A 25,395-nucleotide genomic window follows, 5' to 3' on the forward strand; every position below is an offset into this window, starting at 1 on the left:
CCGCTTGTGTCGTTATGACTACATGTTTATTAAGTTATTAATTTATATGATTTTAATTGTTGGCACAGAAACTGATACGTCATGGGTAGAAAACTATAAACCCAGTCGTTCAGGAGTACCCCCTTAATGCTTAGCGCTCAAGACCGTGCCATCGTCAAATCCACCGTACCGCTGCTGGAAAGCGGCGGCGATGCCCTGATCACTCACTTCTACCGCATGATGCTTTCCGAGTACCCAGAGGTTCGCCCGCTGTTCAACCAGGCGCACCAGGCCAGCGGCGACCAGCCACGGGCCTTGGCGCGCGGGGTGCTGATGTACGCGCGGCACATCGATCAGCTCGACCAGTTGGGCGACCTGGTGGCCAAGATCATCAACAAGCACGTTGCCCTGCAAATCCTGCCGGAGCACTACCCGATTGTCGGCGCTTGCCTGCTGCGGGCGATTTCCGAAGTGCTGGGTGACGAGATCGCCACGCCCGAAGTGATGAGCGCCTGGGGCGCCGCCTACAACCAACTGGCCGACATTTTGATCGGCGCCGAAACCGCGATCTACGACCAGAAAGCCGCAGCGGTCGGCGGCTGGCGCGGGGCGCGGGAATTCAAGTTGGCCAAGCGCGTGGAAGAGAGCGCGGAAATCACCTCGTTCTACTTTGAACCGGCGGACAAGGGACCGATCCTCGCGGCAGAACCGGGTCAGTACATCGGCATGAAACTGATCCTCGACGGCGAAGAAATCCGCCGCAACTACTCGCTGTCGTCCCTGGGCGACAACGGTCAGTACCGGATCAGCGTCAAGCGCGAAGAGGGCGGTCGTGCCTCGAATTACCTGCACGACCAGTTTCCTGTCGGCTCGAGCATCCTGCTGTTCCCGCCTGCGGGCGAGTTCACCCTGACCGCCAGCGACAAACCGCTGGTGCTGATCAGCGGCGGCGTCGGTATCACGCCAACCCTGCCGATGCTGGAAGCGGCGCTGGCCACCGAGCGTCCGGTGCACTTTATCCACTGCGCGCGTAACGGTGGCGTGCACGCCTTCCGCGACTGGATCGACGGCCTGGCCGAGCGTCACCCGCAACTCAAGCGCTTCTACTGTTACGCCGAAGATGACGGCGTCAGCCCGGCGGCGGATAAGGTCGGGCTGTTGAGTCAGGAGCTGTTGGCCGACTGGTTGCCGCAAGAGCGCGACCTGGATGCCTACTTCCTCGGCCCGAAAGGCTTCATGGCCGCGATCAAGCGCCACCTCAAGGCCTTGGGTGTGCCGGAGAAACAGAGCCGCTACGAGTTCTTCGGCCCGGCTGCTGCGCTGGAATAACGGTTGCGGCGACTCGGGGGACCGAGTCGCCTTTATCGCGAGCAGGCTCGCTCCCACATTGGAGCTGAAGCGTACGCAAGATGTGTGTTCACATCGGCCCAGTGTGGGAGCGAGCCTGCTCGCGATGGCCACACCACGGTCCCGAATCTTGCAAAACACCCGAAAGTTAATCCCTTCTTAACCCGCTTATCGTCTATTCCCCTCATCCACTGGCATGCGCCGGCTCTCAAAGGTCAGGGCCAGCGTGTAGACTTGCGGGCAATAGATAGTCAGAAGGGAAACGCGATGAATGAGGAAATGATGCGGTTGGGCCGTGAGCGGCGCTTCCTGGTGCTGCTGGGCATCATCTGCCTGGCGCTGATCGGCGGCGCGCTCTACATGCAAGTGGTGCTGGGCGAGGCGCCATGCCCGCTGTGCATCCTGCAACGCTATGCGCTGTTGCTGATCGCGATCAGTGCCTTTATCGGTGCCGCCATGCACACCCGTCGCAGCATCACCGTATTTGAAGGGCTGGTGGTGATCTTCGCCCTCGCGGGCGCTGCAGCGGCCGGGCATCACGTCTATACGCAGTTTTACCCGGCGGTCAGTTGCGGCATCGATGTGCTGCAACCGATTGTCGACGGCTTGCCGCTGGCGAAAATCTTCCCGCTGGGTTTCCAGGTCGACGGCTTCTGCGAAACACCGTACCCGCCGATCCTCGGCCTGTCGCTGGCACAGTGGGCGCTGGTGGCCTTCGTGTTGACCGTCGTGCTGGTGCCACTGCTCATTTCGCGTAACCGCAAACACCTGAACTGAGGCTTCTCGCCGCAGCCACAGGCCTTGAATAAAGCGCCCCGGACCTCGAAAAGAGGCCGGGGCGCTTTGCGTTTCAGCGGGTCTGTCAAAGGATCGTGACGCGCGGCAAAGAAGGGTGCGACACGTGTGCGACATGTTGTCACAGCCAGGGTGTCGCAACTCATTTCAAAGTCGATTGTCGTCGCTGAAACTGACAGGGAATTTACCTTGCTGACGGGCCTTTCCGGAAGCCGGCAAACGCGGTGCAGCAGGCAGTTTTAACAGGCTCGGACGAATGGCTAAAGGCCTTGTGACAAGGGGGCTTGCGCGAGGTCGGCGATGCTTCGAGAGGGGCTGAAGCTGTCTGAACTGCGGACAGGAGCGCTGGTTTTTTCGGGGTTGTTGTTGAGAATCTGTCTCGATATCGTGGATAATCTTTGCAGATTTCGTTAATGATTGTTGCGGTATCCGATAAAAATTATTTCGAGTTGAGACATGGTTTATACAACGTTACATATCTACAATCGCCCGCACTGAAATTCCGGGGCGGCACTCTCCTTGGCACAAGGGGTGGTCGTGGGGCTGTAACGGGCTTCATTCGACGCCAGGTGTCGGCGCCTTTCAACTATCCGCACCAAATGGAATTGGTCTGTAACAAGGCCTTTGACCACGAATTCGAATAAGAACTCACTGCTAGCCCAGGATGTGTCGACCAGCGTTTAACGCGCGACGGGCAAGCCCTTATTCAATCCAAGAAAAATGCCAACCCTTGGCAGGGTGAAGTGTTGGCGATCAAAACCCAACTGCATTGCGCAAGCTGCTTTAGAGGTCGTGAGATGAGTAAAAACAGGTACCCCAGACTACTAGGCTTATTGCCGCTGCTCGGCACGCTGTTGCTGGGAGGCTGCAACATGACCCTGCTCGATCCCAAGGGCCAGGTCGGCCTGGACGAGCGCAACCTGATCATCACCGCAACGCTGCTGATGCTGTTGGTCGTGGTTCCGGTCATCGTCATGACCTTCCTGTTCGCCTGGAAATACCGCGCTTCCAACAAGGACGCCGTCTACACCCCGAAATGGTCGCACTCCACCAAGATTGAAATCGCGGTGTGGGCTGTTCCGGTGCTGATCATCATTGCCCTGGGTTACGTCACCTACAAGTCGACCCACGCGCTGGACCCTTACCGTCCGCTGGAATCCGACGTCAAGCCGATCACCATTCAAGTGGTCGCGATGGACTGGAAGTGGCTGTTCATCTACCCGGAACAAGGCATCGCCACCGTCAACAAGATGGTGTTCCCGGCCAACACGCCAGTTAACTTCAAGATCACCTCCGACACCGTGATGAACTCATTCTTCATTCCGGGCCTGGGCGGTCAGATCTACGCGATGGCGGGCATGGAAACCAAGTTGCACCTGATCGCCAATCAGAATGCCGAGTTTGACGGTATCTCCGCCAACTACAGCGGTGCTGGCTTCACTGGCATGAAATTCAAAGCAATCGCCACCTCTCAGGCAGATTTCGACGCCTGGGTCAGTGATGTCAAGAAGGCACCTAAACAGCTTGAAAAAGCTGAATACGAAGCCCTTTCCAAACCAAGCCAGAACAACCCGGTTGAACTCTACTCCTCGTACGCGCCGAACCTGTTCCAGACCATCATCGACAAGTATGAAGGCATGAAACCGGGCAAGCCGATGCACCACGAGAAGGAAGGGAAGGAAGTGGCCGGTATGGAAGGGATGGACATGAGTTCGCATTCAGCTGCCGGGGCAGAGGAGTAAACGATGTTTGGTAAATTAAGTTGGGAAGCGATCCCGTTCCACGAGCCGATCGTAATGGTGACCATCGCCATGATCGCGCTCGGCGGTCTGGCGGTATTTGCTGCAATCACCTACTTCAAGAAGTGGACCTATTTGTGGACCGAGTGGCTGACGTCGGTCGACCACAAGAAAATCGGCGTGATGTACATCATCGTTGCCATGATCATGCTGCTGCGTGGTTTTGCCGACGCCGTGATGATGCGCTCCCAGCTGGCCCTGGCCACTGAGGGTTCGCCTGGCTACCTGCCGCCTGAACACTATGACCAGATCTTCACCGCTCACGGTGTGATCATGATCATCTTCATGGCGATGCCATTCTTCACCGGCCTGATGAACCTTGCAGTGCCGCTGCAGATCGGCGCGCGTGACGTTGCCTACCCGTTCCTGAACTCCCTGAGCTTCTGGCTGCTGGTTTCCGGCGTGGTGCTGGTGAACGTGTCCCTGGGTGTCGGCGAATTCGCCCGTACCGGTTGGGTTGCGTATCCACCGCTGTCGGAACTGGGCTACAGCCCGGGCGTGGGTGTGGACTACTACATCTGGGCGCTACAGCTATCGGGTCTGGGGACGACATTGACGGGGGTCAACTTCCTGGCCACCGTGCTGAAAATGCGTACCCCGGGCATGAAAATGATGGACATGCCGATCTTCACCTGGACCTGCACCTGGGCCAACGTACTGATCGTCGCTTCCTTCCCGATCCTGACCGCTACCCTGGCACTGCTGACGCTTGACCGTTACATGGATTTCCACATTTTCACCAATGAACTTGGTGGCAATCCGATGATGTACGTCAACCTGTTCTGGGCCTGGGGTCACCCCGAGGTTTACATCCTGATTCTGCCGGCGTTCGGGATCTTCTCCGAAGTCATCTCGACCTTCTCCGGCAAGAAACTGTTCGGCCACCACTCGATGATCTACGCCAGCGGCGCGATCTCGATCCTTGGCTTCATGGTTTGGCTGCACCACTTTTTCACCATGGGTTCGGGTGCCAACGTCAACGCCTTCTTCGGTCTGGCGACGATGCTGATTTCGATCCCGACCGGGGTGAAGCTGTTCAACTGGCTGTTCACCATCTACCAGGGCCGTCTGCGTTTCACCAGCCAGGTAATGTGGACACTGGGCTTCATGGTGACCTTCGCCATCGGCGGCATGACCGGTGTACTGCTGGCCATCCCGGGTGCTGACTTCGTACTGCACAACAGCCTGTTCGTGATCGCGCACTTCCACAACGTGATCATCGGCGGCGCCGTGTTTGGCTACATCGCTGGCTTCGGCTTCTACTTCCCTAAAGCGTTCGGCTTCAAGCTGCACGAAGGTTGGGGCAAGGCAGCGTTCTGGTTCTGGATCTCGGGCTTCTTCGTCGCGTTCATGCCGCTCTATGTACTGGGCTTCATGGGCATGACCCGTCGTCTGAACGCCACCACCAACCCTGAGTGGACGCCATACCTGCACGTTGCAATGGTCGGTGCGGTACTGATCGCCTTCGGTATTGCCTGCCAGTTGATCCAGCTCTACGTGAGTATCCGTGATCGCAAGCTGCCGCAGAACATGTGCGAAGCCGGCGACCCGTGGAATGCCCACACGCTGGAATGGTCGACCTCGTCGCCACCACCGTTCTACAACTTCGCTGTACTGCCAAAAGCCGACGGTATCGACCCGTTCACCGAAGCCAAGGAAAACGGTACTGCGTACCAGGCTCCGGCCAAGTACGAGCCGATCCACATGCCAAACAACACCGCGACCGGCCTGGTCATGGGTGCTCTGTTGACCGTGTTCGGTTTCGCGATGATCTGGCACATCTGGTGGATGGCCATCTTTGGCCTGGCTGGCACCGTGATCTATTTCGTGATCCACGCTGCCCGTGATGATCAAGGCTACATGGTGCCGGTCGATGTGATCGAGCGCATTGAAGCCGAGCAGCACAAGCGTCTGGTTGCGGCCAAAGCGATTCCGGCCACCGCCACCCGTGTTGAAACCTCGTTGGAACAGGCTTAAACCATGTCGAACTTAGTGACCAATGTTGGACACGCCCATGGTCATGACCATGGGCACGATGACCATCACCACGACTCGGGCGAGATGACCGTATTCGGTTTCTGGCTCTACCTGATGACCGACTGCATTCTGTTTGCGTCGATCTTCGCGGTGTACGCGGTACTGGTAAACAACGTAGCCGGTGGCCCGTCGGGCCACGACATCTTCGAACTGCCGTACGTGCTGGGCGAAACCGCCTGCCTGTTGCTCAGCTCGATCACCTACGGCTTCGCCATGCTGGCGTTGTTCAAAGGCAAGAAGACTCAGGTGCTGGGCTGGTTGGCCATCACCTTCCTGTTCGGCCTGGGCTTCATCGGCATGGAGATCAACGAGTTCCATACGCTGATCTCCGAAGGCTTCGGTCCGAACCGTAGCGGCTTCCTGTCCGGGTTCTTCACCCTGGTCGGCACCCACGGTCTGCACGTGACCAGCGGTCTGATCTGGATGGCGATCATGATGTATCAGGTCCAGAAAAATGGCCTGACGGCGACCAACAAGACCCGTCTGAGCTGCCTGAGCCTGTTCTGGCACTTCCTGGACGTAGTGTGGATCTGCGTATTCACCGTTGTTTACCTGATGGGGACTCTGTAAATGGCTAACGCAGCTCACTCACACGATAGTCACGACGACAGCCACGGCAGCGTCAAGTCCTACGCTATCGGCTTCATCCTGTCGGTGATCCTGACCATCATTCCTTTCGGCCTGGTGATGTACCCATCCCTGCCGAAAGCCATGACCCTGTGGATCGTACTGGCCTTCGCAGTGATCCAGGTGCTGGTGCACCTGGTCTACTTCCTGCACCTGGACCGCTCCGCCGCCCAGCGTAACAACGTGATTGCGTTTGTTTTCGCGGCGCTGGTTATCGTCCTGTTGGTCGGTCTGTCGCTGTGGATCATGTTCAGCATCCATTCCGTCATGATGGCGCACTGAGGAAAGTCCGGATGTCCTTAAAGCACTTTATCCAAATCACCAAACCGGGGATCATTTTCGGTAACGTGCTTTCTGTGGCAGGCGGGTTTTTCCTGGCCTCGAAAGGGCATGTCGATCTGGCCATTTTCCTGGCTGCGATGATCGGCACGTCCCTGGTGGTCGCGTCGGGTTGCGTGTTCAACAACTGCATCGACCGTGACATCGACCTGAAGATGGAACGCACCAAGAACCGTGTGCTGGTGCAGGGCCTGATCTCCCTGAAACTGGCACTGGTTTATGCGACCGTCCTGGGTATCGCCGGCGTGGCCTTGCTGTATCGCGTGGCCAACCCGCTGGCGGCGTTGTTCGCGGTGATCGGCTTTGTCATCTATGTCGGCTTCTACAGCCTGTACCTCAAGCGCAAGTCGGTTCACGGCACGCTGGTGGGCAGTCTGTCGGGGGCGATGCCGCCGGTGATCGGCTATGTCGCAGTCAGCAATAACTTCGACATGGCGGCGCTGACGCTGCTGGTGATGTTCAGCTTGTGGCAGATGCCGCATTCCTACGCGATCGCGATCTTTCGCTTCAATGATTACCTGGCGGCATCGATTCCGGTGTTGCCGGTGAAGCGCGGGATTCAGGTGGCGAAGAAGCACATCCTGCTCTACATCCTGGCGTTCCTGGTGGCGACCTTGATGCTGACGTTCAGCGGTTACGCTGGCATGAGTTATCTTGCGGTTGCGGCGGCCATGGGCATGTACTGGTTGTACATGGCCTGGACGGGCTACAAGGCGGTGGATGACACGGTTTGGGCACGTAAGCTGTTCGTGTTTTCGATTTTCACCATCACGGCGTTGAGCGTGATGATGTCGCTGGACTTCAAGGTGCCGACCGAGTTGTTGCTGACTTACGCGCCTTAAGGTTTTGCGGTTGTACAAAAAGCCCCGCCTTCGAGAGAAGCGCGGGGCTTTTTATTGCCCCCGGATGTACCTGTAGAAGCTGGCCTGCCTGCGAAGGCGGCCGGACAGCCGACCTATCGCTTGCGGATGTACACAGTTCAACTGTGGGAGCGGGCTTGCTCGCGAAGGCGGCCTGAAAGCCGACCAATCTCCCGCAGATGTACACCCATCAAAACTGTGGGAGCTGGCTTGCCTGCGAAGGCGGCCTGACAGCCGGCCTATCTCTTGCGGATGTACTCAGTTCACCTGTGGGAGCGAGCCTGCTCGCGATGGCGGCCGGACAGCCGGCCAATGTCTTGCAGGTGTACATATCCATTCCTGCGGTAACGGCCACTTAGGGTTTCGCCTGACGGCGACTCACTTTTTTTACAAGCGCCTAAAAAAAGTAAGCAAAAAAACGCTCGCCCCAAGCGTACGGCACCTCGCCTAGGCTCGGCGTTCCCTCATTCCGGTGTCCATCAGGGGGCATCGCCTACGGTCTGCTTCGCGACGACCTCCTCTCGATGTGTCCGGCTGCGCCGTACGGCGCTACGCACCCACCCCCTGATGAACACCTCCACTCGGCCTCCCGAAGGGGCGGGTGGATCAAGATCAACAGCAAAGCACGGCGGCCTGACAGCCGGCCTGAGTGGTAAGAGCGAGAACGGTGTTAGATTGATCATTTGCGGACATACACAGATCAAAACTGTGGGAGCGAGCCTGCTCGCGATGGCGGCCTGATAGCCGACCTGTCTTTTGCAGATGTACACCAATCAAAACTGTGTGCGGGCTTGCTCGCGAAGGTCGCACCGCGGTGTATCAGGAAAATCGCTAATAGCCGTTTGAACTGATGACCAAACACCTGAAAAGCCCCTGCCTTCAAGAGAAGCCCGGGGCTTTTTCCATTCAATCGCGATTATTACCCGGCGCACCCAGCACCTTCACGACGTCATCGATCACCGCCTTACTCATCTCCTGCAAATAATGCGACGCCCAGGCATAACGGTCCTTGCCGCGTTCCATCGCCGCGTCTTCGGCCAGCAGTTTGGAGAGGTGGAGCAAGTCGGACACGTGGGACAAGGCTTCGTGGATCGAGACGCCGCTGTTGACGCGGAACAGGGCTTGGTCGGAGTGGATGGAGAAGGGCGTGAGGCCAGCGGTTGTCAGGTCTTTGAGGTTAGTCATTGGCAAATGCTCCTATATATCAAGAAGGGCTGCCACGTTCGTTCTCAGGCGAATGGGTGGCAGCTATGCGCAGGCTGAGAACCGGTATATAGGACCCGGCAGACCCGAAGGTCTCCCACGCACAGCCGCCATGACACGGAAATGCAGGCATAAAAAAACGCCGGCAATCGTGAAGTAGGGCGTTGGTGCGTCTCTATATTACCCGGGTTCTCAGGCCCGGTCGCTGATTGGGCAGCGACGGTCTGAAGCTAGCGTGCAGAGGATGAGCGGCACAATCGTAGCGATGTGCTGGCTCTGTATGGTTTTTTGTGGCTTGTGAGGCCGCTAATCGCCGCAGGGCACGTTCCTGCTGGTACGTCCCCAAAAATCCATCCGATGCCCAAAAACCAAATTCAGAACGGTCCTACATTCACCTGAACGTGTGGATTATTTGCCTCCAGAGACTGGGCTCAGTTAAGTCATCGCCGTACCTGTTACTTCTAACAGTATCGGCCAAACGCAAAATCGCTCACCCTTCAGGACGGTTCAAGCGGCGAGGGATTGCAATGGCCGGCGAGGCAACTCACGACACGGCCACACCGACATTGGCGGTCATGGACCAGCGCGGGTTGGCGATCCGCAGCGTGGGGTATTGTCGGCAGCGCGCCGAGCAAGCCATGGATACGCGGATTACCCGGCAGAGCTTCGATGTGGCAGGGCGGTTGATCGAGAGCTGGGACCCACGACTGTGGGGTGCTGCGCCGAAGCCGAACCTGACGACCGTCTATGGCTTGACGGGCCAGAGTCTGCTGACCGGCAGCGTCGATGCGGGTTGGCAGTTGAGCCTGTTGGACGAAACGGGCCAATCGCTGTCGAGCTGGGACAGTCGCGGCAGTCAGCGTCATATCGAATACGACGAGCAGCGGCGCCCAATTGCGATCACCGAGCAGGCCAGTGACGGCGCTCCCGGAATAGTCGAACGTCTGAGCTATGGCGACTCGGAGGCAGGAACCGCGGAACACAACCAGTGCGGACAAATCATCCGCCACGACGACCCTGCCGGCACTCAACGGTTCACCGATTATGGCCTCAATGGCCTGGCACTCAGCGAAACCCGGCGGCTGCTGTTGGATCTGGAAACCCCCGATTGGCCGCTGGCCGTTGACGCTCGTGATGCCTTGTTGGAAGAGATACCTTTCGTCTCGACACAAACCTGTACCCCCCTCGGCGAGATCCAGACGCAGACCGATGCCAAGCACAACGTCAGAACCTTCGCCCACACCGTCGCGGGCGAGCTCAAGGCGGTTTGGCTGAAACAGGCCGCGGCCAACGAACCGCAGGTGCTGGTCAGCAACCTCCGTTACAACGCCTTCGGCCAGACCGACAGCGAAACCGCCGGCAATGGCGTGGTGACCCGTGCCGAGTACGCGGCCGATGACGGCCGGCTGAGTAGGTTGGTGGCACAAGTCGGGACTCAGAAACCCTTGCAGGATCTGCACTATGTCTACGATCCGGTGGGCAATATCGTCGAGCTGGAAGACCAGTCGCAGACGGTCAGCCATTTCAATCAACAGCGCATCGAACCGATCAACCGCTACCGTTACGACAGCCTCTATCAACTGATCTACGCCTGGGGCTGGGAGGTCAGCAGCCCAAGCCATGGCCCGGCGCTGCCGGGGTTGTTGCCGACACCGCTGGACCCCAACCAGCGGCGCAGTTACACCCAGACATTCGACTATGACCGGGCGGGCAACCTGATCACCCGCTACCACAGCGGCGCCCCGAGCTTCTCGATGTTCACCTCCGGCCACAGTAATCGCAGCCTAGGCCAACGGGACGACGGCGGGTTACCGGGCGAGGCGGAAATCGCCCGAGGCTTCGATGCCAACGGCAATCAACTGGAGCTGCAACGCGGACAAACCATGCACTGGGACACGCGTAATCAACTGAGCCGGGTGACCCTGGTCAAGCGGGACGACGGCCCCGACGATGACGAGTGTTACGTCTGCGACCGCCCCGGCCACCGCCTGCGCAAGGTGCGTCTGGCGCACACCGGCACCCGCACCTTGCGCACTGAAGTGCGTTACCTGCGGGGTCTGGAAATCCACCGGGATGCCGATGGCGAAGAACACCATGTCATCAGCGTTGAAGCCGGCCGCAGTAGCGTGCGTGTATTGCACTGGCCGACATCCGCGCCCGACGGTGTCGACAACAATCAACTGCGTTACAGCCTGAGTGATCATCTGGGTTCCAGCACGTTGGAGCTGGATGCTCAGGCCGGTGTGCTAACGCTAGAGCGTTATTACGCTTTTGGTGGCACGGCGTGTTGGGCGGGTAAAAGTGCATTGGCGGCGAAGTACAAGACGATTCGCTATTCGGGGAAAGAGCGGGATGCGACCGGGTTGTATTGCTACGGGTATCGGTATTACGCGCCGTGGTTGTGTCGGTGGGTGAGTCCGGATCCGGTACAAAATCAAGACGGCCCTAATTGGTTTTGTTTTGTAGGTAATGACCCAGTTGGTTTTAACGATGCGCTGGGACTCGCCAAATATAAGGGTAAATATGACAGGACAGAGCTAGAGATAAAGCTTAAGGGGGGTAGTTTTGTGGCGCGTGGCTTTTCAGAAATAAAAAGGCAGGATGAAAGTGCTGCGGCAAATCTTGATAAGGGTTTGGATTATGCGGAAACAGCCATGTCTGCTGCGGTGGAGATTTTGAAACGGGATAGGATTCCTCGGGAGTATAAAGAATTGGTGTTGAGAGTGTATGGCAAGATGACGGATCCAAAAGTGTTCATGAAAGCATTGTTGGTTAAAGCTCAGCTTGTACATGATGAAGTTGTGTCGCGTATCCGGACAGAAAGAAAAGAACAATTTGCCTTGGTGAGAACTAAAGAAAATATGAACGCGTTCGTGGACAGGAAGGATGCCCACGAGAGAATATTTTTTACGACGGTCGGTTTAAAACAGAATTCTCGATATATTGGGATGGCAATTGTTCACGAGTTGGCTCATATAAAATTTGGCCATGAGGATCATATCTACTATTCGTCAGGTCATGTGATTAACCCGGCAGATGATAATAGGGCTGCTGTTGAGGCAGATTTGGTTTCCATGGGGGAGAAAGACGAAGCGTTAGCAAAGTATACGAAAGAAAATGTTTCTAAAGAGCAACGTATTAAAATCTTCGGAGTTGAAAGCGCAGCCGATATCGAGGCGGCGATGAAAAAAAGTCCCAAGCTCAGGGTGAACGCGTTAATTAATAATGCGGACTCGTTCAGCCTTTTGATGTTTTCACTGGGTTATAAGGCAGTTTGGCAGAAAAGTCTCGAGAGGTCTTAATGCTTTCAAAGTTCAAACGGGAGCAAGCTCCCTCGCCACAGTAAATATCCAAATTACGTTCAGCGCTTGTTCATCCCCCCGCGCCAACCGATCCCCCCGACGTGCCTCATTCCCCCCTGCCACCATCTCACTCCATGCCGCTGGCCTTTTTTCTGCATGCAGAACAACCGTCACGTCGAACCCGCATCATCGGTCGAACCGACCTAAGGAAGAACAACCGTGAATATCAATTGGGCTGAAAAGCTTCGCCAGAGCGTCCATGAGCTGGCCGGATCGCTGGGTAACCTGTTCGTTGAGACGTTCCATTACCTGGCGCTGTTCGCCATCGGTGCAGTCACTGCCTGGGCGGCGGTGGCGGAGTTTTTGCTGATGATCAAGGAGGGTGACATCAAGATCGATGACATCCTGCTGCTGTTCATCTACCTCGAGTTGGGGGCGATGGTCGGGATTTACTTCAAGACCAACCATATGCCGGTGCGCTTTCTGATCTACGTGGCGATCACCGCGTTGACGCGCCTGCTGATCTCCAACGTGTCGCACCACAACCCGCCGGACATCGGGATCATCTACCTGTGTGGCGGCATTCTGCTGCTGGCGTTTTCGATTCTGGTGGTGCGCTATGCCTCGTCGCAATTTCCGTCGGTGAAGATCGCACACCCGCAGCGCAAGACCGGGGCGGGCTCCGGTGAGCATCCGGAAGTCGAGAAGGGCGAGCTTTAAAACCTTGCCGGCCGAGGGGTTGGAGTCTTGGGTGAGGGCGGCGGTAATTTGAAGTTGTCGCCGTTGGTCATCGCTTCAAGGATCGCCACGGCGCTGTGGCCCTGTTCGATGGCGATGCCGAACTGGATGCTTTGCACCAGCCGTTTCAGGCGTTGCGGGTCATTGCGTTGTGCGGCACTGATCATCCGCTTGGCAACGATTCGACCGGCGTTGGAGAGGGTCAGCATGATGCTGCCGTCGAGCCCTTGAATACTCAGGTTGACCTGATAATCCGGCGCAAAAGCGTCGGTGATCAGTTGAAAAGGGTTATCCATAATGCGTCACCGCTTGATGGGATCGTGCAGTCATTGACCGGACGGGATCAGGATTGGTTCGCTTTTCCAGACCATCGGCAGGCCGTTAGCTGAGGTTTCAACAACATCCGTGTGCCTCCATTCTGACGAAGCAAGGGCCATGCCGGTCCTGCTCAGGGTCAATAAACCGGCAATAAAAAGGCGAGCCCAATGGCTCGCCTTTTTTATTCATGGTCCGTTTCAGGGCATGACGGAGTAGATGATCGCTGACAGTGCGATCAGGCCGATCAGCACCACGAACACGTTCGAGGCTTGCCCCGAATACTGGCGCAGCGACGGCACGCGGCGGATTGCGTACATCGGCATCAGGAACAACAGGCAGGCGATCACCGGTCCGCCGAGGGTTTCGATCATGCCGAGGATGCTCGGGTTGAAGGTCGCCACGGCCCAGCAGCTGAGGATCATGAACAGCGCGGTCACGCGGTTCAGCCAGCTGGCCGGCATCACCCGGCCACGGCCGCGCAGGCTTTTCACGATCAGACCCTGGAAGCCTTCGCTGGCGCCGATGTAGTGGCCGAGGAAGGATTTGGTGATTGCCACCAGCGCGATCAACGGCGCGGCGTAGGCGATGACCGGAGTCTGGAAGTGGTTGGCCAGGTACGACAGGATCGAGATGTTCTGCGCTTTTGCGGCTGCCAGATCGGCCGGCGACAGGGCCAGCACGCAGCTGAAGCAGAAGAACATCACGGTCAGCACCATCATGCTGTGGGCGACGGCGAGGATGCCGCTGCTTTTCGGCTCGGCCTGGGCGCCGTAACGCTGTTTCTGATCGACGGCGAAGGCGGAGATGATCGGCGAATGGTTGAACGAGAACACCATCACCGGAATCGCCAGCCACAGGGTTTTGAAGAACAGCGGCAGCGGCATGCCTTCATTGGCCGAGGCGAAGAACGCGCCGTTCCAGTTCGGGATCAGGCTCACACCGAGCAACAGCAACGCGGCGACAAACGGGTAAACCAGCACGCTCATGCATTTGACGATCACGCCCTGGCCGCAACGGACGATCGCCATCAGACCGAGAATCAGCGCCAGCGACAGCACCGAGCGCGGTGGTGGCGCGATGTGTAACTGATGCTCCATGAAACTGCCGAGGGTGTTGGTCAGCGCCACGCTGTACACCAGCAGAATCGGGAAGATCGCAAAGAAATACAGCAGGGTGATCAGCTTGCCGGCACCGATGCCGAAGTGTTCTTCCACTACTTCGGTGATGTCCCCGGAACGCCCGGACAGCACGAAGCGGGTCAGGCCGCGGTGGGCGAAGAAGGTCATCGGGAAAGCCAGCAGCGCCAGCACCAGCAACGGCCAGAAACCGCCGACGCCGGCGTTGATCGGCAGGAACAGCGTGCCTGCACCAATTGCCGTGCCGTAAAGGCCGAGCATCCAGGTGGTGTCGTGTTTGCTCCAGCCTTTGCTGGTTGTTGCGGTACTACGGGGCAGTTCTACAGCAGGATTATCAGCAGCAGGTGTACGTACATCGGTCATCAGTATCGCCTCGTTATTATTTTTACTCGGGCTCACGTAATGCAGGCGGTCAGGGAATGCTCGTCAGCACTCCACCCAGCTCACAGCCAGGCCGCCCCGTGAAGTCTCTTTGTATTTGTCGTGCATATCGGCGCCGGTATCGCGCATGGTGCGGATCACCCGGTCCAGGGAGATGAAGTGTTTGCCGTCGCCGCGCAGGGCCATTTGGGTGGCGTTGATCGCCTTCACGGCGGCAATCGCGTTGCGTTCGATGCACGGCACCTGAACCAGTCCGCCGACCGGGTCGCAGGTCAGGCCGAGGTTGTGTTCCAGGCCGATTTCGGCGGCGTTTTCCAGTTGTTCGGGTGTCGCACCCAATACCTCGGCGAGGCCGGCAGCGGCCATGGCGCAGGCGGAACCGACTTCACCCTGGCAGCCGACTTCGGCGCCGGAGATCGAGGCGTTCTTTTTGCAGAGGATGCCCACCGATGCGGCGGCGAGGAAAAACGCCACGACATCGTTGTCCGAAGCGTCGGGGTTGAACTTCATGTAGTAATGCAGCACCGCCGGGATGATCCCCGCCGCGCCATTGGTCGGTGCGGTGACCATGCGGCCGCCGGCGGCGTTTTCTTCGTTCACGGCGAGGGCGAACAGGTTGACCCATTCCATCGCCGAGAGGGTCGAACTGATGACATTCGGTTTGCCGATTTCCAACAGGCTGTGGTGCAATTTCGCAGCGCGGCGCGGCACATCCAGACCACCCGGCAGCACGCCTTCGTGGCGCAGGCCTTGCTCGACGCACTCACGCATCACCGACCAGATGTGCAGCAGGCCGCTGCGGATCTCCGCATCGCTGCGCCAAGCCCGTTCGTTGGCCATCATCAGCTCGGAAACCCGCAAGCCATGCAGGTTGCACAGCGACAGCAATTCCACGGCGCTGGAAAATTCGTACGGCAACACCACGTCGCTGGCGGCTGGTACGCCCGACTCGGCTTCAGCCGCTTCAACGATGAAACCGCCGCCGACCGAGTAGTAGGTTTGTTCCCACAGCTGGCCGTTTTCGCCAAAGGCTGTCAGCGACATGGCGTTGGGGTGGTAGGGCAGGCTTTCGTCGAGCAGCAGCAAGTCGCGTTGCCAATCGAAGGCAATGTTCCGGCGACCGGCCAGCAGCAGTTCGCCGCTTTCGCGCAACTGCTGGATACGCGGACCTATGCAAGTCGGGTCGATGCGGTCGGGCCATTCGCCCATCAGGCCCATGACGCAGGCGCGATCAGTGGCGTGGCCGACGCCGGTGGCGGACAGCGAGCCGTAGAGACGGACTTCCACACGCCGGATTTGCTCAAGCAAACCCTGGTCAAACAGCGCCTGGGCGAAGGTCGCGGCGGCGCGCATCGGGCCGACGGTATGGGAGCTGGACGGACCGATGCCAACTTTGAAGAGATCAAAAACACTGATAGCCATGCTAAAGCCTTACAAGCAATGGAGTAGGAATCGCCGCCATTTTTTGTAGGCCAAGCGCAATGTCGGCGATACTGCCTACCTCGGTCAGTGCTGACCAACGAAACTTCCTAAGACAGGCTTTAGTAGGACTAAACAATGAGTCGTCAATTTCATGCCCAGACCTACGTCTGGCTGCATGTGTTTTCCTGTGCGGCACGCCACTTGTCGTTCACCCGCTGCGCGGAAGAACTGCACATCACCCCCGGTGCCGTCAGCCAGCAGATCCGCCAGTTGGAAGAGCGTCTGGGGTTTCGCCTGTTCCACCGCCGCGCCCGGGGTGTTGAATTGAGTGCCGAAGGCCAGCGCCTGGCGATCACGGTTAACGAAGCCTACGGCAACATCGACGCCGAACTACGCCGGCTGGATGCGGGAATGATCAGTGGCATCCTGCGCTTGCGTTCGATCCCTTCGTTTCTCGGTAAATGGCTGACGCCGCGTCTGCCGCGTTTGCAGCAGCGGTTTCCAGATATCCAGTTGCGGCTGGTGGCCGAGGACAGCAGCGTGGCGCTGCACGAAGGCGACTTCGACCTGGCCATCGACTTGAACGATGGCAGTTACCCGGGGTTGTTATCCACAGCCTTGCTCGATGAGCAGATTTTCCCGGTCTGCGCGCCGAGCCTGCTGCGTGGCCGACCGCCGCTGCACGGGCCGGCGGATCTGGTGCATTTTCCGTTGTTGCACGACATCACCGCCTGGCGCGGCAGCTATGAATACGCGGAGTGGGAGTTTTACCTGAACGCTATCGGCTTCGACGGTGCCGACGTACGGCGCGGGCATACCTTCAACCGCAACCACTTGACCATCGAGGCGGCGATTGCCGGGATGGGCGTGGCCATCGCCCGCCGGACCTTGCTCAATGATGAGCTGGAGCGGGGCACGCTGATCGTGCCGTTCGGCGTCGCGGTGCCCAACTACAAACGCTATGTGTTGCTGTATTCACCGGGGGCGCTGAGCCATCCGGGCGTGCGCGCGGTGCATGACTGGCTGGTGGAGGAGGCGGAGATTTTTCGCGGGTTGCACCCCCTGGGTGAGGGGCAATTGTGAGGGTTTTTTGCGGCGTTGCAGGTCGAGTCGACTCCCGACAGTAACAGCGCTTTTGCCCGTTGTCCGGCTTTTTTTGCGTATGAATATTTATCTTTTTTTAGGGGTTGAATTGTTTCTCCATCTGCCCAACTCTGTAATCAAGAGGTCACGGTCACCCAGGTTTCAAACACCGCACCGGATCTCTCGCGAGCTAGCTGAAATAAGGGATGAACTATGCAAATCCAAGTCAATAGCGATAACCATATTCAAAGCAGCATCCGACTGGAGGAGTGGGTACGTACTACCATTGAGAGCACGCTCGAACGATACGAAGAAGACCTGACACGGGTCGAAGTCCACCTGCGGGACGAGAACGGCGATAAACCCGGTCCACACGACATGCGCTGCCAACTTGAAGCGCGGCCAAAAGGCCATCAACCGGTTTCCGTTACTCATAAAGCCGACACACTGGAACTGGCCATCGAAGGGGCGGCCACCAAGCTTGAACATGCGCTGGAACACCTGTTCGGCAAATTGCGCGGTAAACGCGCCACCGTCACGCCGATCAACTCGGGTGCCCATGCCGACGCGCTACTTGAAGAAGAATTTCTCGAGAACGAACAGGCCGCTTTCAATAGCTGATGCCTGAAACACCCTTACCACCCCACTGAAAACGGGCCTGCAGATGCAGGCCCGTTTCGTTTCACGCCTTGAACACTGTCGTCAGAGGCGTCGCCGTATCTGGCGGCCATCATCCCGCAGCCTTATCGCACACCATTCAGCCTCGGCCCTGTTGATTGTGACTAACCGCGTCGTGCCTGACACTCGGGCTCACTGTCCCTGGCCTGCTGGAGTTTGGTAATGAAAGAGTCTGTGCGCTTTGAAGATAAAGTGGTGATTGTCACCGGTGCAGGTGGCGGTCTCGGACGGGCTCATGCGTTGTTATTCGCCAGGCAGGGCGCCAAGGTACTGGTCAATGATCTGGGTGGTTCGGCTCAAGGCGAAGGCGCCAATGCCTCGGCAGCCGACCGCGTGGTGGCAGAGATTCGCGAGGCCGGTGGCACTGCCGTGGCCAACCACGATTCGGTGACCGACGGCGACAAACTCGTGCAGCACGCCCTCGACGCCTTTGGCCGCATCGACGTGGTGGTCAACAACGCAGGGATTCTGCGCGACAAGACCTTCCACAAAATGGAAGACGGCGATTGGGACCTGGTTTACCGCGTGCATGTCGAAGGGGCTTATAAAGTCACCCGTGCCGCGTGGCCGCACATGCGTGAGCAAAACTACGGTCGAGTGATCTTCACCGCCTCGACCTCTGGTATCTATGGCAACTTCGGTCAGTCCAACTACGGCATGGCCAAACTCGGTCTTTATGGCCTGACCCGCACCCTGGCCATCGAAGGTCGCAAGAACAACATTCTGGTCAATGCCATCGCCCCGACCGGCGGCACGCGCATGACCGAAGGCCTGATCCCGCCACAAGTCTTCGAACAGCTGAAGCCGGAACTGGTCAGCCCGTTGGTGGTGTACCTGGCCAGCGAGAACTGCCAGGAAACCTCTGGCCTGTTCGAAGTCGGCGGTGGCTGGATGGGCAAAGTGCGCTGGGAACGCAGCCTCGGCGCCGGTTTCGATCCGCGTGAGGGCTTCTCGCCGGAAGACGTAGCTGCTCACTGGGAGCAGATTTGCGACTTTGAAGGTGCGGCGCATCCAAAGGACAACATTGAAGCGTTGAGGGAAATGATGGCGAATTTGCAGAGGTATTCGCTGTAATACCGAGGACTATTGCCGGCGTGCGCTCAATCAGCTTCGCCTCCGGGCACTCCCCCCATCGAACCCCGTGCTCACGGGGTTCTTTTATTTCGCCCATAAAAAAGGCCGCTGCAAACGCAGCGGCCAAGGTAAGACGTTGGATCAAGGAGCTACAAATCAACGTCAGTGAACACGGATCGATGAACTGAAACGGATTCAAATCATCTGGATTCTGTTGCTAATGAGGCGGGAAAGTCACACCTCAGTGCTTCGTGCTTTCGGCCGTATTGCCCTGAAAGCCAGGCAAGGATAAGTCCTTATCCCCAAAGGAAAAATAGCGATTCGGGACAATGACTGTTACAGCCTCGGCAACAGTCGCTGCCACGCAACTCCCCCGACAGCCTCCGTATCTACCTTCATGTCGCAGGTGCTCACCGTCGCGGTTGCCTTGGGTTGCTGTGCCCAGGCGCAGGCTGTGGACTTCAACAAATAGAGCACTCCACTTGTTGTAAGAGTTCAGCGTCTGATCGGTTCAGAGTATTTTTTTTAGTTGTTGATTTTACGAATTAACACAAGTTTTCGGGTGCGCGCTGTGTGCTAAATGCCTATAAGTAGTTGGGCGCCAGATGTGCAGTTGTCTTGTTGTTTTCTGGTGCTCTAAATCACTATTTAATAAGCGGTATTTTTATAATGACTGATGTTCTTCTCGAAAAAATACGTAGCAAGTTGAAGCATGTTTTTAAAAGTCGTGGTTATGGTCTGGATCCCGATACTACTTACTATTCCGGTGCGGTAATCAACGATCTCGGGCAGGAGGTTGTCGCTTATTCCGAGTCGCTGACCTGGGTCGTCATGGAAAAAGTACAGCATGATGAGCTGCCATCATTCGATGAAACGCTCGGTGGGATTTACTCTGTTCGATGGAGCCGGGATCCGAAATATCAGGTTAACACGGCGGTACTGGATGTCAGGGAGTTTAATCGGATCTGCCATGGGATTGTAATCGAGTTCCGAAAGGAAGCGCTCTTCGCTGAGCCGTTCTGAGCGTGCGGCCCTGCTCGTGATGGCCGGCGGCTTTGTAATGGCCATTCACGAATGCATTCCCGTTGCGGAGTGTGCATTCGTCAGCTGAATAGTATTTAAAAGGAATTTATGTATGGCGAACCCGGATTTGCTGAAAGAAGTCAGTGAGCAACTCAATGGGTGTTTTGAGGATTTAGGCTGCGGTATCAATGCGGGCGAAATCTATCTGCGCTCGGTCGTGGTTAATGATCTGGGGGAACCGTTCGTCGAATCCTATCGAACCAAATAACTGTTTGGCCAAGTGTTGTTTTTTTATGGTTGGGCTGTTTCGAAACAGTCTCGAACTTACGCGGTTTGAGGGAGATGTTCATACCTCATGCACTCACTCATGGCCCGGATCACCGCTAGCAGTTACTGGCGTGCCGGGCTGTGTTTTAAATAACTCTCTCGACGCATGCAGCGGTAATAGGCCGTTTACAAATGTCATAAGGAACAGTGAATGAGTATAAAACTTTCAACAGAAGCGCTACAGGGAACGTTTCAGGACGCGCTTTTACGCCCCTCTAAGCGGGCGATGGCCGAGCAACCTCACCTGATACCGGATTGGCTACAGCGTGCCAGTGAAGAAGATCGCCAGTATTATGTCGATACGGAACAGTCTCTGGCAGAAAAAGAGCAAGCGCTTGATGAACGGCTGAAAGAAACCAGGTCCCTCAAGGTATTCGCACACTCTTATGCCCAGGAGTTCGTTCGAATTCTCTCCGGCGAACTCATCGACCCGGAGCGGATTTTCGTCAACGCTCGTCATACGTTCCATGTGGGTCAGCAAAAGGTTGTTCAATGCAATCGCCTGACGCTTCCCGAGTTCATGCTCAATGGTTTGTATGATCCGTCCTCTGCTCCATTGGCGTTCACCCTTGAAGGCGAGGCGCTGCCGTCAGGCTTGACCGAAGAAGACCTCAAGGCAGTGATGGGCAGCGAGAGCATGCGCTCGCTGTATGCCGAGAAATTTGAAGAAAAGTACACCAGTGAAGCGGTACTGCAAGCCCTGCAAGCCGTGCTGGACGGTCGCACGGACCTGAGCTCGTTCAGTGCAAAGTTGCAAGGGCATATCAGTGACGACAGCCTCAAGATCGTCGAACGGGCCAGTCAGAACGCCGAAAACTATTCGGCGGGAGATCTTTTACTCGATAGCTGGAAAATTCCCTTTCAAGGGATGATTGTCTATTGCGGACCAGAAGGTGAGGGCGGTACGTGCGTTCTCTATGCGCCTGATGCGCCGGGGGGCAGGATCTGGTTCGAGTTTCCGAGCTTCAAACAACTGAACTTCCATATGTTCAACTGGGCGAGGTTGCCAGAAGGACGCAGTTACCTGAGTCGGCAGTCTCACGCCAGTGAGCGAGAGCGCACCCATTCGTACATGCGGCATTTACAGGCAGAGCTTCCGGTTCAATGGGGCATCAAGCGCAACGTCTGGCCATCGGTCGGTGCCGGTGCATTGCGCCAGGGTGTCTTGCTCAATGTCGGTTGGCTGCGGGGCGAAGTGGAGGCGGTCATTCCTGCCGGTTATCGTTCGGCCACCGCCTACCATCGACAGTATTTCGCCCGTTTGAACACCGAGCTTAAAGCGTTGACCCGGCTCGCCAGTCATGAGGCGGCGCTGATCAGCTACGAGAAGTTTGCGTACAACCTCATCAAACAAAGGGTTGAAGATGTTCTGGCGGAACACGGTGAAACAGTCGTCGTGAACCCCGATCTGATAAAGGTGGCGCTGGACGAGTCGCAAGAAATGACCTTGTCTCAGCTCATCATCAAGGAACAACACATCACGGAAGACAGCGGGCCGATACATAACCCGGGAATCTACCCAGCACTGCGTTTGTTGGCCGGCCATCCCCCCATCTCCGACACGTTGATGGCCAACGTGCTGATGAAATATATCGTGGGCTGGTCGAAGACGTTGCGTCCGGGTGAACAATATATCGACATGTTGTCCACCGACTACCTGGACCCCAATGCCCCCGGTTACGCGCTCAAGCGCGATGTTTATGTCAACCTGCAACTGCATGAGATGCAGCGAGCCGCATTGGCGGAACTGTTCAGCGGTGTGCTTTCGCGGGAACACTATGAACGTATCGAACAGGCTATTGATCGGTTGCGAGTACGGGAAGCCACCGATCCAATAGCCAATGATGACCCTGAATCTCCCCAGCGCAACGGCGTGTACAGGTTTTATCTGCAAAACCGCAAGGTCCAGGGCGTTTATGTTTTCCGCTTGATGAGCGATGGCGTGGCCACGGATCTGTTGTATACCCCGAATGCACCTGACGGCCGATGGTTTCGACCACGGGCCGAGTTCGCCAGGTCGGTGAAAGTGGGTGGTTTAGGCAGTTATTACTGCGCGCGAGTCAAATACACCGACCAGCGAGTGATCAACGCCTACATCGAAGAGATGAAACAACGTAGTACCGACGACGARCCGCCGGCACTGCATGTTCATAGCCGTGTATTCGACTTTTCCGGTTGTTACAGCGAGATGATCGGCCAGATCATCGACGGGGTCGATGCACAAACCACAAGTCTCATCGAGATTGTCGCCAAGCTGACCTACGACGCTGCGGTAGCGGCAGTCACCGTCGTAGGCTGTGTCTTCCCACCGATCGGTCTTGGGTTGAGCGCTGTCGTGATGACAAAAGGGGTGTTCGAGGGGGCAAAGGCTTATCACGAAGGAGATCATTCGGGGGTATTCGCAAGCTACCTCGATTGCATGCTGGAACTGGCCACGATGCGTATCGGCAAGTTGGGTTTCTCGCAGGTGCAGAAGGCGATTGCCAAGCGCCTGGGCGATGCGAATACCTGCTTGAGCGTTGTCTCTGCGTGCAGTGGAACAACAGTGGATCTGGCAGTGATGACCGAATTGATGAAAGAGGCACTCGAAGAGCCCGATTCCAGCGAGCAGACGTTACTGGGGTAAACACAGGCGTTCAGCGCGAACGATTTAACCGACGACGGCGCTGGGCTCATACCCCATCCGCCAACTCACGGCCCGGGTCGCCGCCAGCAATCGCTGCGCTGCCGGGCCGTTTTCGTCGGCGTGGAACAACGACGTCGGGCCGACGATAGTCAGCACTGCTGCTACCTGGCCGACCGCATTGAACACCGGCGCCGAGAGCGCATCGACGCCCGGCATCAGCAAACCATGCACATGATGCAGGCCGCGCTCGCGGATCTGTTCACACAAGGTCGCGTAGACCTGGTCATCGGCCAACGGGTGGGCAGCCGTTGCCTGCACCTCCAGTTCCCGCAGCTCGACGGTTTCGCGGTTCGGCAAATAAGCGCTGAACACCAGCCCGGTGGATGAGCTGAGCAGCGGCAGTACCGAACCCAGTTGCGTCACCACCGTTACCGCGCGCACGGCGGGCTCGATATGCACCACGGTTGCGCCCTGGTTGCCCCACACCGCGAGGAAGCAGGTTTCGTTCAGGTCATCGCGCAACTCGGCCAGCGGCAGGGCGGCGACTTTCAGTACGTCCATACTGTTTAAAGCGGCCAGGCCAACGCGCAAGGCTTCGCGACCGAGACCGTAATGGTTGGTGGCGGCGTTTTGTTCGGCAAAGCCACTGGCGATCAACGCCTGCAAATAGCGGTGAACCTTGCTCGCCGGCATTTGCACGTGTTCGGCCAGGCGCGACAACGACGTCGATGGCGACAACTCGGCCAGGGCCTTGAGGATGTCGGTGCCGACCTCGGCCGAGCGGACTTTCTGTTTGCCGTTGTCGGCGGTACTGCTGCGCGGCTTTTCCATGGAGGCGGTGTGATCCCGGGGCGAATGGGCGTCTTTATAGCTTGACGGTCAATACCAATCAAATTACGTTATGCGTAATCGGATTACGATAAAAATAACCTGGGCGTGCCGAGACTTCTGAAAAGGAGCCATAGGCCACGGCCTACTCCCTGTTCAGGAGGCTCCATGAACCTTGATTCAACGGCGCCAGCGCTGGTTTACCAGTCAGGTTTCGGCAACGAATTCAGCAGTGAAGCGCTGCCCGGCGCACTGCCCGTCGGCCAGAACTCCCCGCAAAAAGCCCCATACGGTCTCTACACCGAACTGTTCTCCGGTACTGCGTTCACCATGGCGCGCAGTGAAGCGCGACGTACCTGGATGTACCGTATTCAGCCGTCGGCCAATCACCCGGCGTTCGTCAAACTGGAGCGGCAATTGGCCGGCGGACCGCTGGGCGACGTGACACCCAACCGCCTGCGCTGGAACCCGTTGGAGATTCCTGGCGAACCGACCGATTTCATCGACGGCCTGGTGCGCATGGCGGCCAACTCGGGGTCGGAAAAACCGGCCGGGATCAGTATTTATCACTACCGCGCCAACCGCTCGATGGAGCGGGTGTTCTTCAATGCCGATGGCGAGTGGTTGCTGGTGCCGGAGCAGGGGCGGTTGCGCATCGCCACCGAGCTCGGGGTGCTGGAGCTGGAACCGCTGGAAATCGCCGTGCTGCCGCGCGGTTTGAAATTCCGCATCGAACTGCTCGACCCGCAAGCCCGTGGCTACCTGGCCGAGAACCATGGCGCGCCGCTGCGCCTGCCGGACCTCGGGCCGATTGGCAGTAACGGTCTGGCCAATCCACGGGACTTCCTGACCCCGGTCGCGCACTACGAAGACCTCAAGCAACCGACCACCCTGGTACAGAAATTCCTCGGTGAGTTGTGGGGCTGCGAGCTCGACCATTCGCCGCTGAACGTGGTCGCCTGGCACGGTAATAATGTGCCGTATAAATATGACCTGCGCCGCTTCAACACTATTGGCACGGTCAGCTTCGATCACCCGGACCCGTCGATCTTCACCGTGCTGACGTCGCCGACCAGCGTCCACGGTCTGGCCAACCTCGATTTCGTGATCTTTCCGCCACGCTGGATGGTGGCCGAAAACACCTTCCGTCCACCGTGGTTCCACCGCAACCTGATGAACGAATTCATGGGCCTGATCCAGGGCACCTACGACGCCAAGGCCGAAGGTTTCCTGCCGGGTGGCGCGTCGTTGCACAGTTGCATGAGCGCTCACGGGCCGGACGGTGAAACCTGCACCAAGGCGATCAATGCCGAGCTGGCACCGAGCAAAATCGACAACACCATGGCCTTCATGTTCGAGACCAGCCAGGTGTTGCGCCCAAGCCGCTTTGCCCTTGATTGCCCGCAACTGCAAAACAACTACGATGCTTGCTGGGCCTCGTTGCCCGCCACTTTCAACCCGAACCGGAGATAA

Annotated in this window: 21 protein-coding genes; 16 read left to right on the forward strand and 5 right to left on the reverse strand. The window is 57.6% G+C overall.

Going from position 1 to position 25,395, the window contains the following annotated elements; genetic code table 11:
* Positions 1-126: 126 nt before the first annotated feature.
* The 7 genes from hmpA (at position 127) to cyoE (ending at position 7,765) form a co-directional block, all read left to right on the forward strand.
* Complete coding sequence (gene hmpA, locus AC1DHT_RS13635) at positions 127-1,308, forward strand: NO-inducible flavohemoprotein (RefSeq protein WP_427542969.1); 1,182 nt, start codon at positions 127-129, stop codon at positions 1,306-1,308.
* 285 nt (positions 1,309-1,593) lie between these two features.
* Positions 1,594-2,103, forward strand: coding sequence for a disulfide bond formation protein B (locus AC1DHT_RS13640; protein WP_427542972.1), 510 nt, complete (start codon positions 1,594-1,596; stop codon positions 2,101-2,103).
* An 815-nt stretch (positions 2,104-2,918) separates the two neighbouring features.
* Positions 2,919-3,863, forward strand: a complete 945-nt coding sequence (gene cyoA / locus AC1DHT_RS13645; protein ID WP_019693536.1) for a ubiquinol oxidase subunit II — start codon at positions 2,919-2,921, stop codon at positions 3,861-3,863.
* 3 nt (positions 3,864-3,866) lie between these two features.
* On the forward strand, positions 3,867-5,897 hold the full coding sequence (cyoB, locus tag AC1DHT_RS13650; RefSeq protein ID WP_427542975.1) for a cytochrome o ubiquinol oxidase subunit I: 2,031 nt from the start codon (positions 3,867-3,869) through the stop codon (positions 5,895-5,897).
* Positions 5,898-5,900: 3 nt separating this feature from the next.
* Entirely contained in the window at positions 5,901-6,527 is a 627-nt protein-coding gene (locus AC1DHT_RS13655) for a cytochrome o ubiquinol oxidase subunit III (protein ID WP_054595735.1), read from the forward strand.
* Entirely contained in the window at positions 6,528-6,866 is a 339-nt protein-coding gene (gene cyoD / locus AC1DHT_RS13660) for a cytochrome o ubiquinol oxidase subunit IV (RefSeq protein ID WP_427542978.1), read from the forward strand.
* 11 nt (positions 6,867-6,877) lie between these two features.
* A complete protein-coding gene (gene cyoE, locus AC1DHT_RS13665) occupies positions 6,878-7,765 on the forward strand; it encodes a heme o synthase (RefSeq protein ID WP_347928970.1) in 888 nt (295 codons plus the stop codon).
* A gap of 924 nt (positions 7,766-8,689) precedes the next feature.
* On the opposite strand, the gene AC1DHT_RS13670 is transcribed toward cyoE, so the two are convergent.
* Positions 8,690-8,968, reverse strand: coding sequence for a DUF3077 domain-containing protein (locus AC1DHT_RS13670; RefSeq protein WP_427542981.1), 279 nt, complete (start codon positions 8,966-8,968; stop codon positions 8,690-8,692).
* A 545-nt stretch (positions 8,969-9,513) separates the two neighbouring features.
* Between AC1DHT_RS13670 and AC1DHT_RS13675 the strand changes: the two genes are divergently transcribed.
* Entirely contained in the window at positions 9,514-12,288 is a 2,775-nt protein-coding gene (locus AC1DHT_RS13675; protein ID WP_442114770.1) for an RHS repeat domain-containing protein, read from the forward strand.
* A gap of 219 nt (positions 12,289-12,507) precedes the next feature.
* On the forward strand, positions 12,508-13,008 hold the full coding sequence (locus AC1DHT_RS13680; RefSeq protein ID WP_054595739.1) for a phosphate-starvation-inducible protein PsiE: 501 nt from the start codon (positions 12,508-12,510) through the stop codon (positions 13,006-13,008).
* On the opposite strand, the gene AC1DHT_RS13685 is transcribed toward AC1DHT_RS13680, so the two are convergent.
* The 3 genes from AC1DHT_RS13685 to AC1DHT_RS13695 all read right to left on the reverse strand — a co-directional run bounded on the left by AC1DHT_RS13685 (position 13,005) and on the right by AC1DHT_RS13695 (position 16,283).
* The gene (locus tag AC1DHT_RS13685; protein ID WP_427542987.1) at positions 13,005-13,322 is read right to left on the reverse strand and encodes a DUF3509 domain-containing protein; all 318 of its coding nucleotides are present in this window, start codon (positions 13,320-13,322) and stop codon (positions 13,005-13,007) included. The genes AC1DHT_RS13680 and AC1DHT_RS13685 overlap by 4 nt on opposite strands.
* Positions 13,323-13,541: 219 nt before the next feature.
* Positions 13,542-14,843, reverse strand: coding sequence for a serine/threonine transporter (locus AC1DHT_RS13690; protein WP_427542990.1), 1,302 nt, complete (start codon positions 14,841-14,843; stop codon positions 13,542-13,544).
* A 63-nt stretch (positions 14,844-14,906) separates the two neighbouring features.
* Positions 14,907-16,283, reverse strand: a complete 1,377-nt coding sequence (locus AC1DHT_RS13695; RefSeq protein WP_427542993.1) for an L-serine ammonia-lyase — start codon at positions 16,281-16,283, stop codon at positions 14,907-14,909.
* Between the two features lie 135 nt (positions 16,284-16,418).
* Between AC1DHT_RS13695 and AC1DHT_RS13700 the strand changes: the two genes are divergently transcribed.
* The 6 genes from AC1DHT_RS13700 to AC1DHT_RS13725 all read left to right on the forward strand — a co-directional run bounded on the left by AC1DHT_RS13700 (position 16,419) and on the right by AC1DHT_RS13725 (position 23,094).
* Positions 16,419-17,366 carry a LysR substrate-binding domain-containing protein gene (locus AC1DHT_RS13700; protein ID WP_427542996.1) on the forward strand — a complete coding sequence of 316 codons (948 nt, stop codon included), beginning with the start codon at positions 16,419-16,421 and terminating at the stop codon, positions 17,364-17,366.
* Between the two features lie 213 nt (positions 17,367-17,579).
* Positions 17,580-17,987 carry an HPF/RaiA family ribosome-associated protein gene (locus AC1DHT_RS13705; RefSeq protein ID WP_054595743.1) on the forward strand — a complete coding sequence of 136 codons (408 nt, stop codon included), beginning with the start codon at positions 17,580-17,582 and terminating at the stop codon, positions 17,985-17,987.
* Between the two features lie 219 nt (positions 17,988-18,206).
* On the forward strand, positions 18,207-19,118 hold the full coding sequence (locus AC1DHT_RS13710; RefSeq protein ID WP_427543001.1) for an SDR family oxidoreductase: 912 nt from the start codon (positions 18,207-18,209) through the stop codon (positions 19,116-19,118).
* A gap of 669 nt (positions 19,119-19,787) precedes the next feature.
* The gene (locus AC1DHT_RS13715) at positions 19,788-20,141 is read left to right on the forward strand and encodes a hypothetical protein (RefSeq protein WP_427543004.1); all 354 of its coding nucleotides are present in this window, start codon (positions 19,788-19,790) and stop codon (positions 20,139-20,141) included.
* A 112-nt stretch (positions 20,142-20,253) separates the two neighbouring features.
* Complete coding sequence (locus AC1DHT_RS13720; RefSeq protein WP_427543007.1) at positions 20,254-20,409, forward strand: hypothetical protein; 156 nt, start codon at positions 20,254-20,256, stop codon at positions 20,407-20,409.
* A 210-nt stretch (positions 20,410-20,619) separates the two neighbouring features.
* Positions 20,620-23,094: a dermonecrotic toxin domain-containing protein gene (locus AC1DHT_RS13725; protein WP_442114771.1), complete on the forward strand. Its 2,475-nt coding sequence runs from the start codon at positions 20,620-20,622 to the stop codon at positions 23,092-23,094.
* A 24-nt stretch (positions 23,095-23,118) separates the two neighbouring features.
* Here the strand turns inward: AC1DHT_RS13725 and AC1DHT_RS13730 are convergent, their stop codons facing one another.
* The gene (locus AC1DHT_RS13730; protein ID WP_427543013.1) at positions 23,119-23,925 is read right to left on the reverse strand and encodes an IclR family transcriptional regulator; all 807 of its coding nucleotides are present in this window, start codon (positions 23,923-23,925) and stop codon (positions 23,119-23,121) included.
* 165 nt (positions 23,926-24,090) lie between these two features.
* Here AC1DHT_RS13730 and hmgA point away from each other — a divergent pair, with 165 nt between their 5' ends.
* A complete protein-coding gene (hmgA, locus tag AC1DHT_RS13735) occupies positions 24,091-25,395 on the forward strand; it encodes a homogentisate 1,2-dioxygenase (RefSeq protein WP_427543016.1) in 1,305 nt (434 codons plus the stop codon).

The sequence above is a fragment of the Pseudomonas sp. 05N432 genome (assembly GCF_056396945.1).

Bases quoted from the DNA above. Each gene is read 5' to 3' on its own strand.
- hmpA (WP_427542969.1), top strand. From the start codon at position 127: ATGCTTAGCGCTCAAGACCGTGCCATCGTCAAATCCACCGTACCGCTG.
- AC1DHT_RS13640 (WP_427542972.1), top strand. From the start codon at position 1,594: ATGAATGAGGAAATGATGCGGTTGGGCCGTGAGCGGCGCTTCCTGGTG.
- cyoA (WP_019693536.1), top strand. From the start codon at position 2,919: ATGAGTAAAAACAGGTACCCCAGACTACTAGGCTTATTGCCGCTGCTC.
- cyoB (WP_427542975.1), top strand. From the start codon at position 3,867: ATGTTTGGTAAATTAAGTTGGGAAGCGATCCCGTTCCACGAGCCGATC.
- AC1DHT_RS13655 (WP_054595735.1), top strand. From the start codon at position 5,901: ATGTCGAACTTAGTGACCAATGTTGGACACGCCCATGGTCATGACCAT.
- cyoD (WP_427542978.1), top strand. From the start codon at position 6,528: ATGGCTAACGCAGCTCACTCACACGATAGTCACGACGACAGCCACGGC.
- cyoE (WP_347928970.1), top strand. From the start codon at position 6,878: ATGTCCTTAAAGCACTTTATCCAAATCACCAAACCGGGGATCATTTTC.
- AC1DHT_RS13670 (WP_427542981.1), bottom strand. From the start codon at position 8,968: ATGACTAACCTCAAAGACCTGACAACCGCTGGCCTCACGCCCTTCTCC.
- AC1DHT_RS13675 (WP_442114770.1), top strand. From the start codon at position 9,514: ATGGCCGGCGAGGCAACTCACGACACGGCCACACCGACATTGGCGGTC.
- AC1DHT_RS13685 (WP_427542987.1), bottom strand. From the start codon at position 13,322: ATGGATAACCCTTTTCAACTGATCACCGACGCTTTTGCGCCGGATTAT.
- AC1DHT_RS13690 (WP_427542990.1), bottom strand. From the start codon at position 14,843: ATGACCGATGTACGTACACCTGCTGCTGATAATCCTGCTGTAGAACTG.
- AC1DHT_RS13695 (WP_427542993.1), bottom strand. From the start codon at position 16,283: ATGGCTATCAGTGTTTTTGATCTCTTCAAAGTTGGCATCGGTCCGTCC.
- AC1DHT_RS13700 (WP_427542996.1), top strand. From the start codon at position 16,419: ATGAGTCGTCAATTTCATGCCCAGACCTACGTCTGGCTGCATGTGTTT.
- AC1DHT_RS13705 (WP_054595743.1), top strand. From the start codon at position 17,580: ATGCAAATCCAAGTCAATAGCGATAACCATATTCAAAGCAGCATCCGA.
- AC1DHT_RS13710 (WP_427543001.1), top strand. From the start codon at position 18,207: ATGAAAGAGTCTGTGCGCTTTGAAGATAAAGTGGTGATTGTCACCGGT.
- AC1DHT_RS13715 (WP_427543004.1), top strand. From the start codon at position 19,788: ATGACTGATGTTCTTCTCGAAAAAATACGTAGCAAGTTGAAGCATGTT.
- AC1DHT_RS13720 (WP_427543007.1), top strand. From the start codon at position 20,254: ATGGCGAACCCGGATTTGCTGAAAGAAGTCAGTGAGCAACTCAATGGG.
- AC1DHT_RS13730 (WP_427543013.1), bottom strand. From the start codon at position 23,925: ATGGAAAAGCCGCGCAGCAGTACCGCCGACAACGGCAAACAGAAAGTC.
- hmgA (WP_427543016.1), top strand. From the start codon at position 24,091: ATGAACCTTGATTCAACGGCGCCAGCGCTGGTTTACCAGTCAGGTTTC.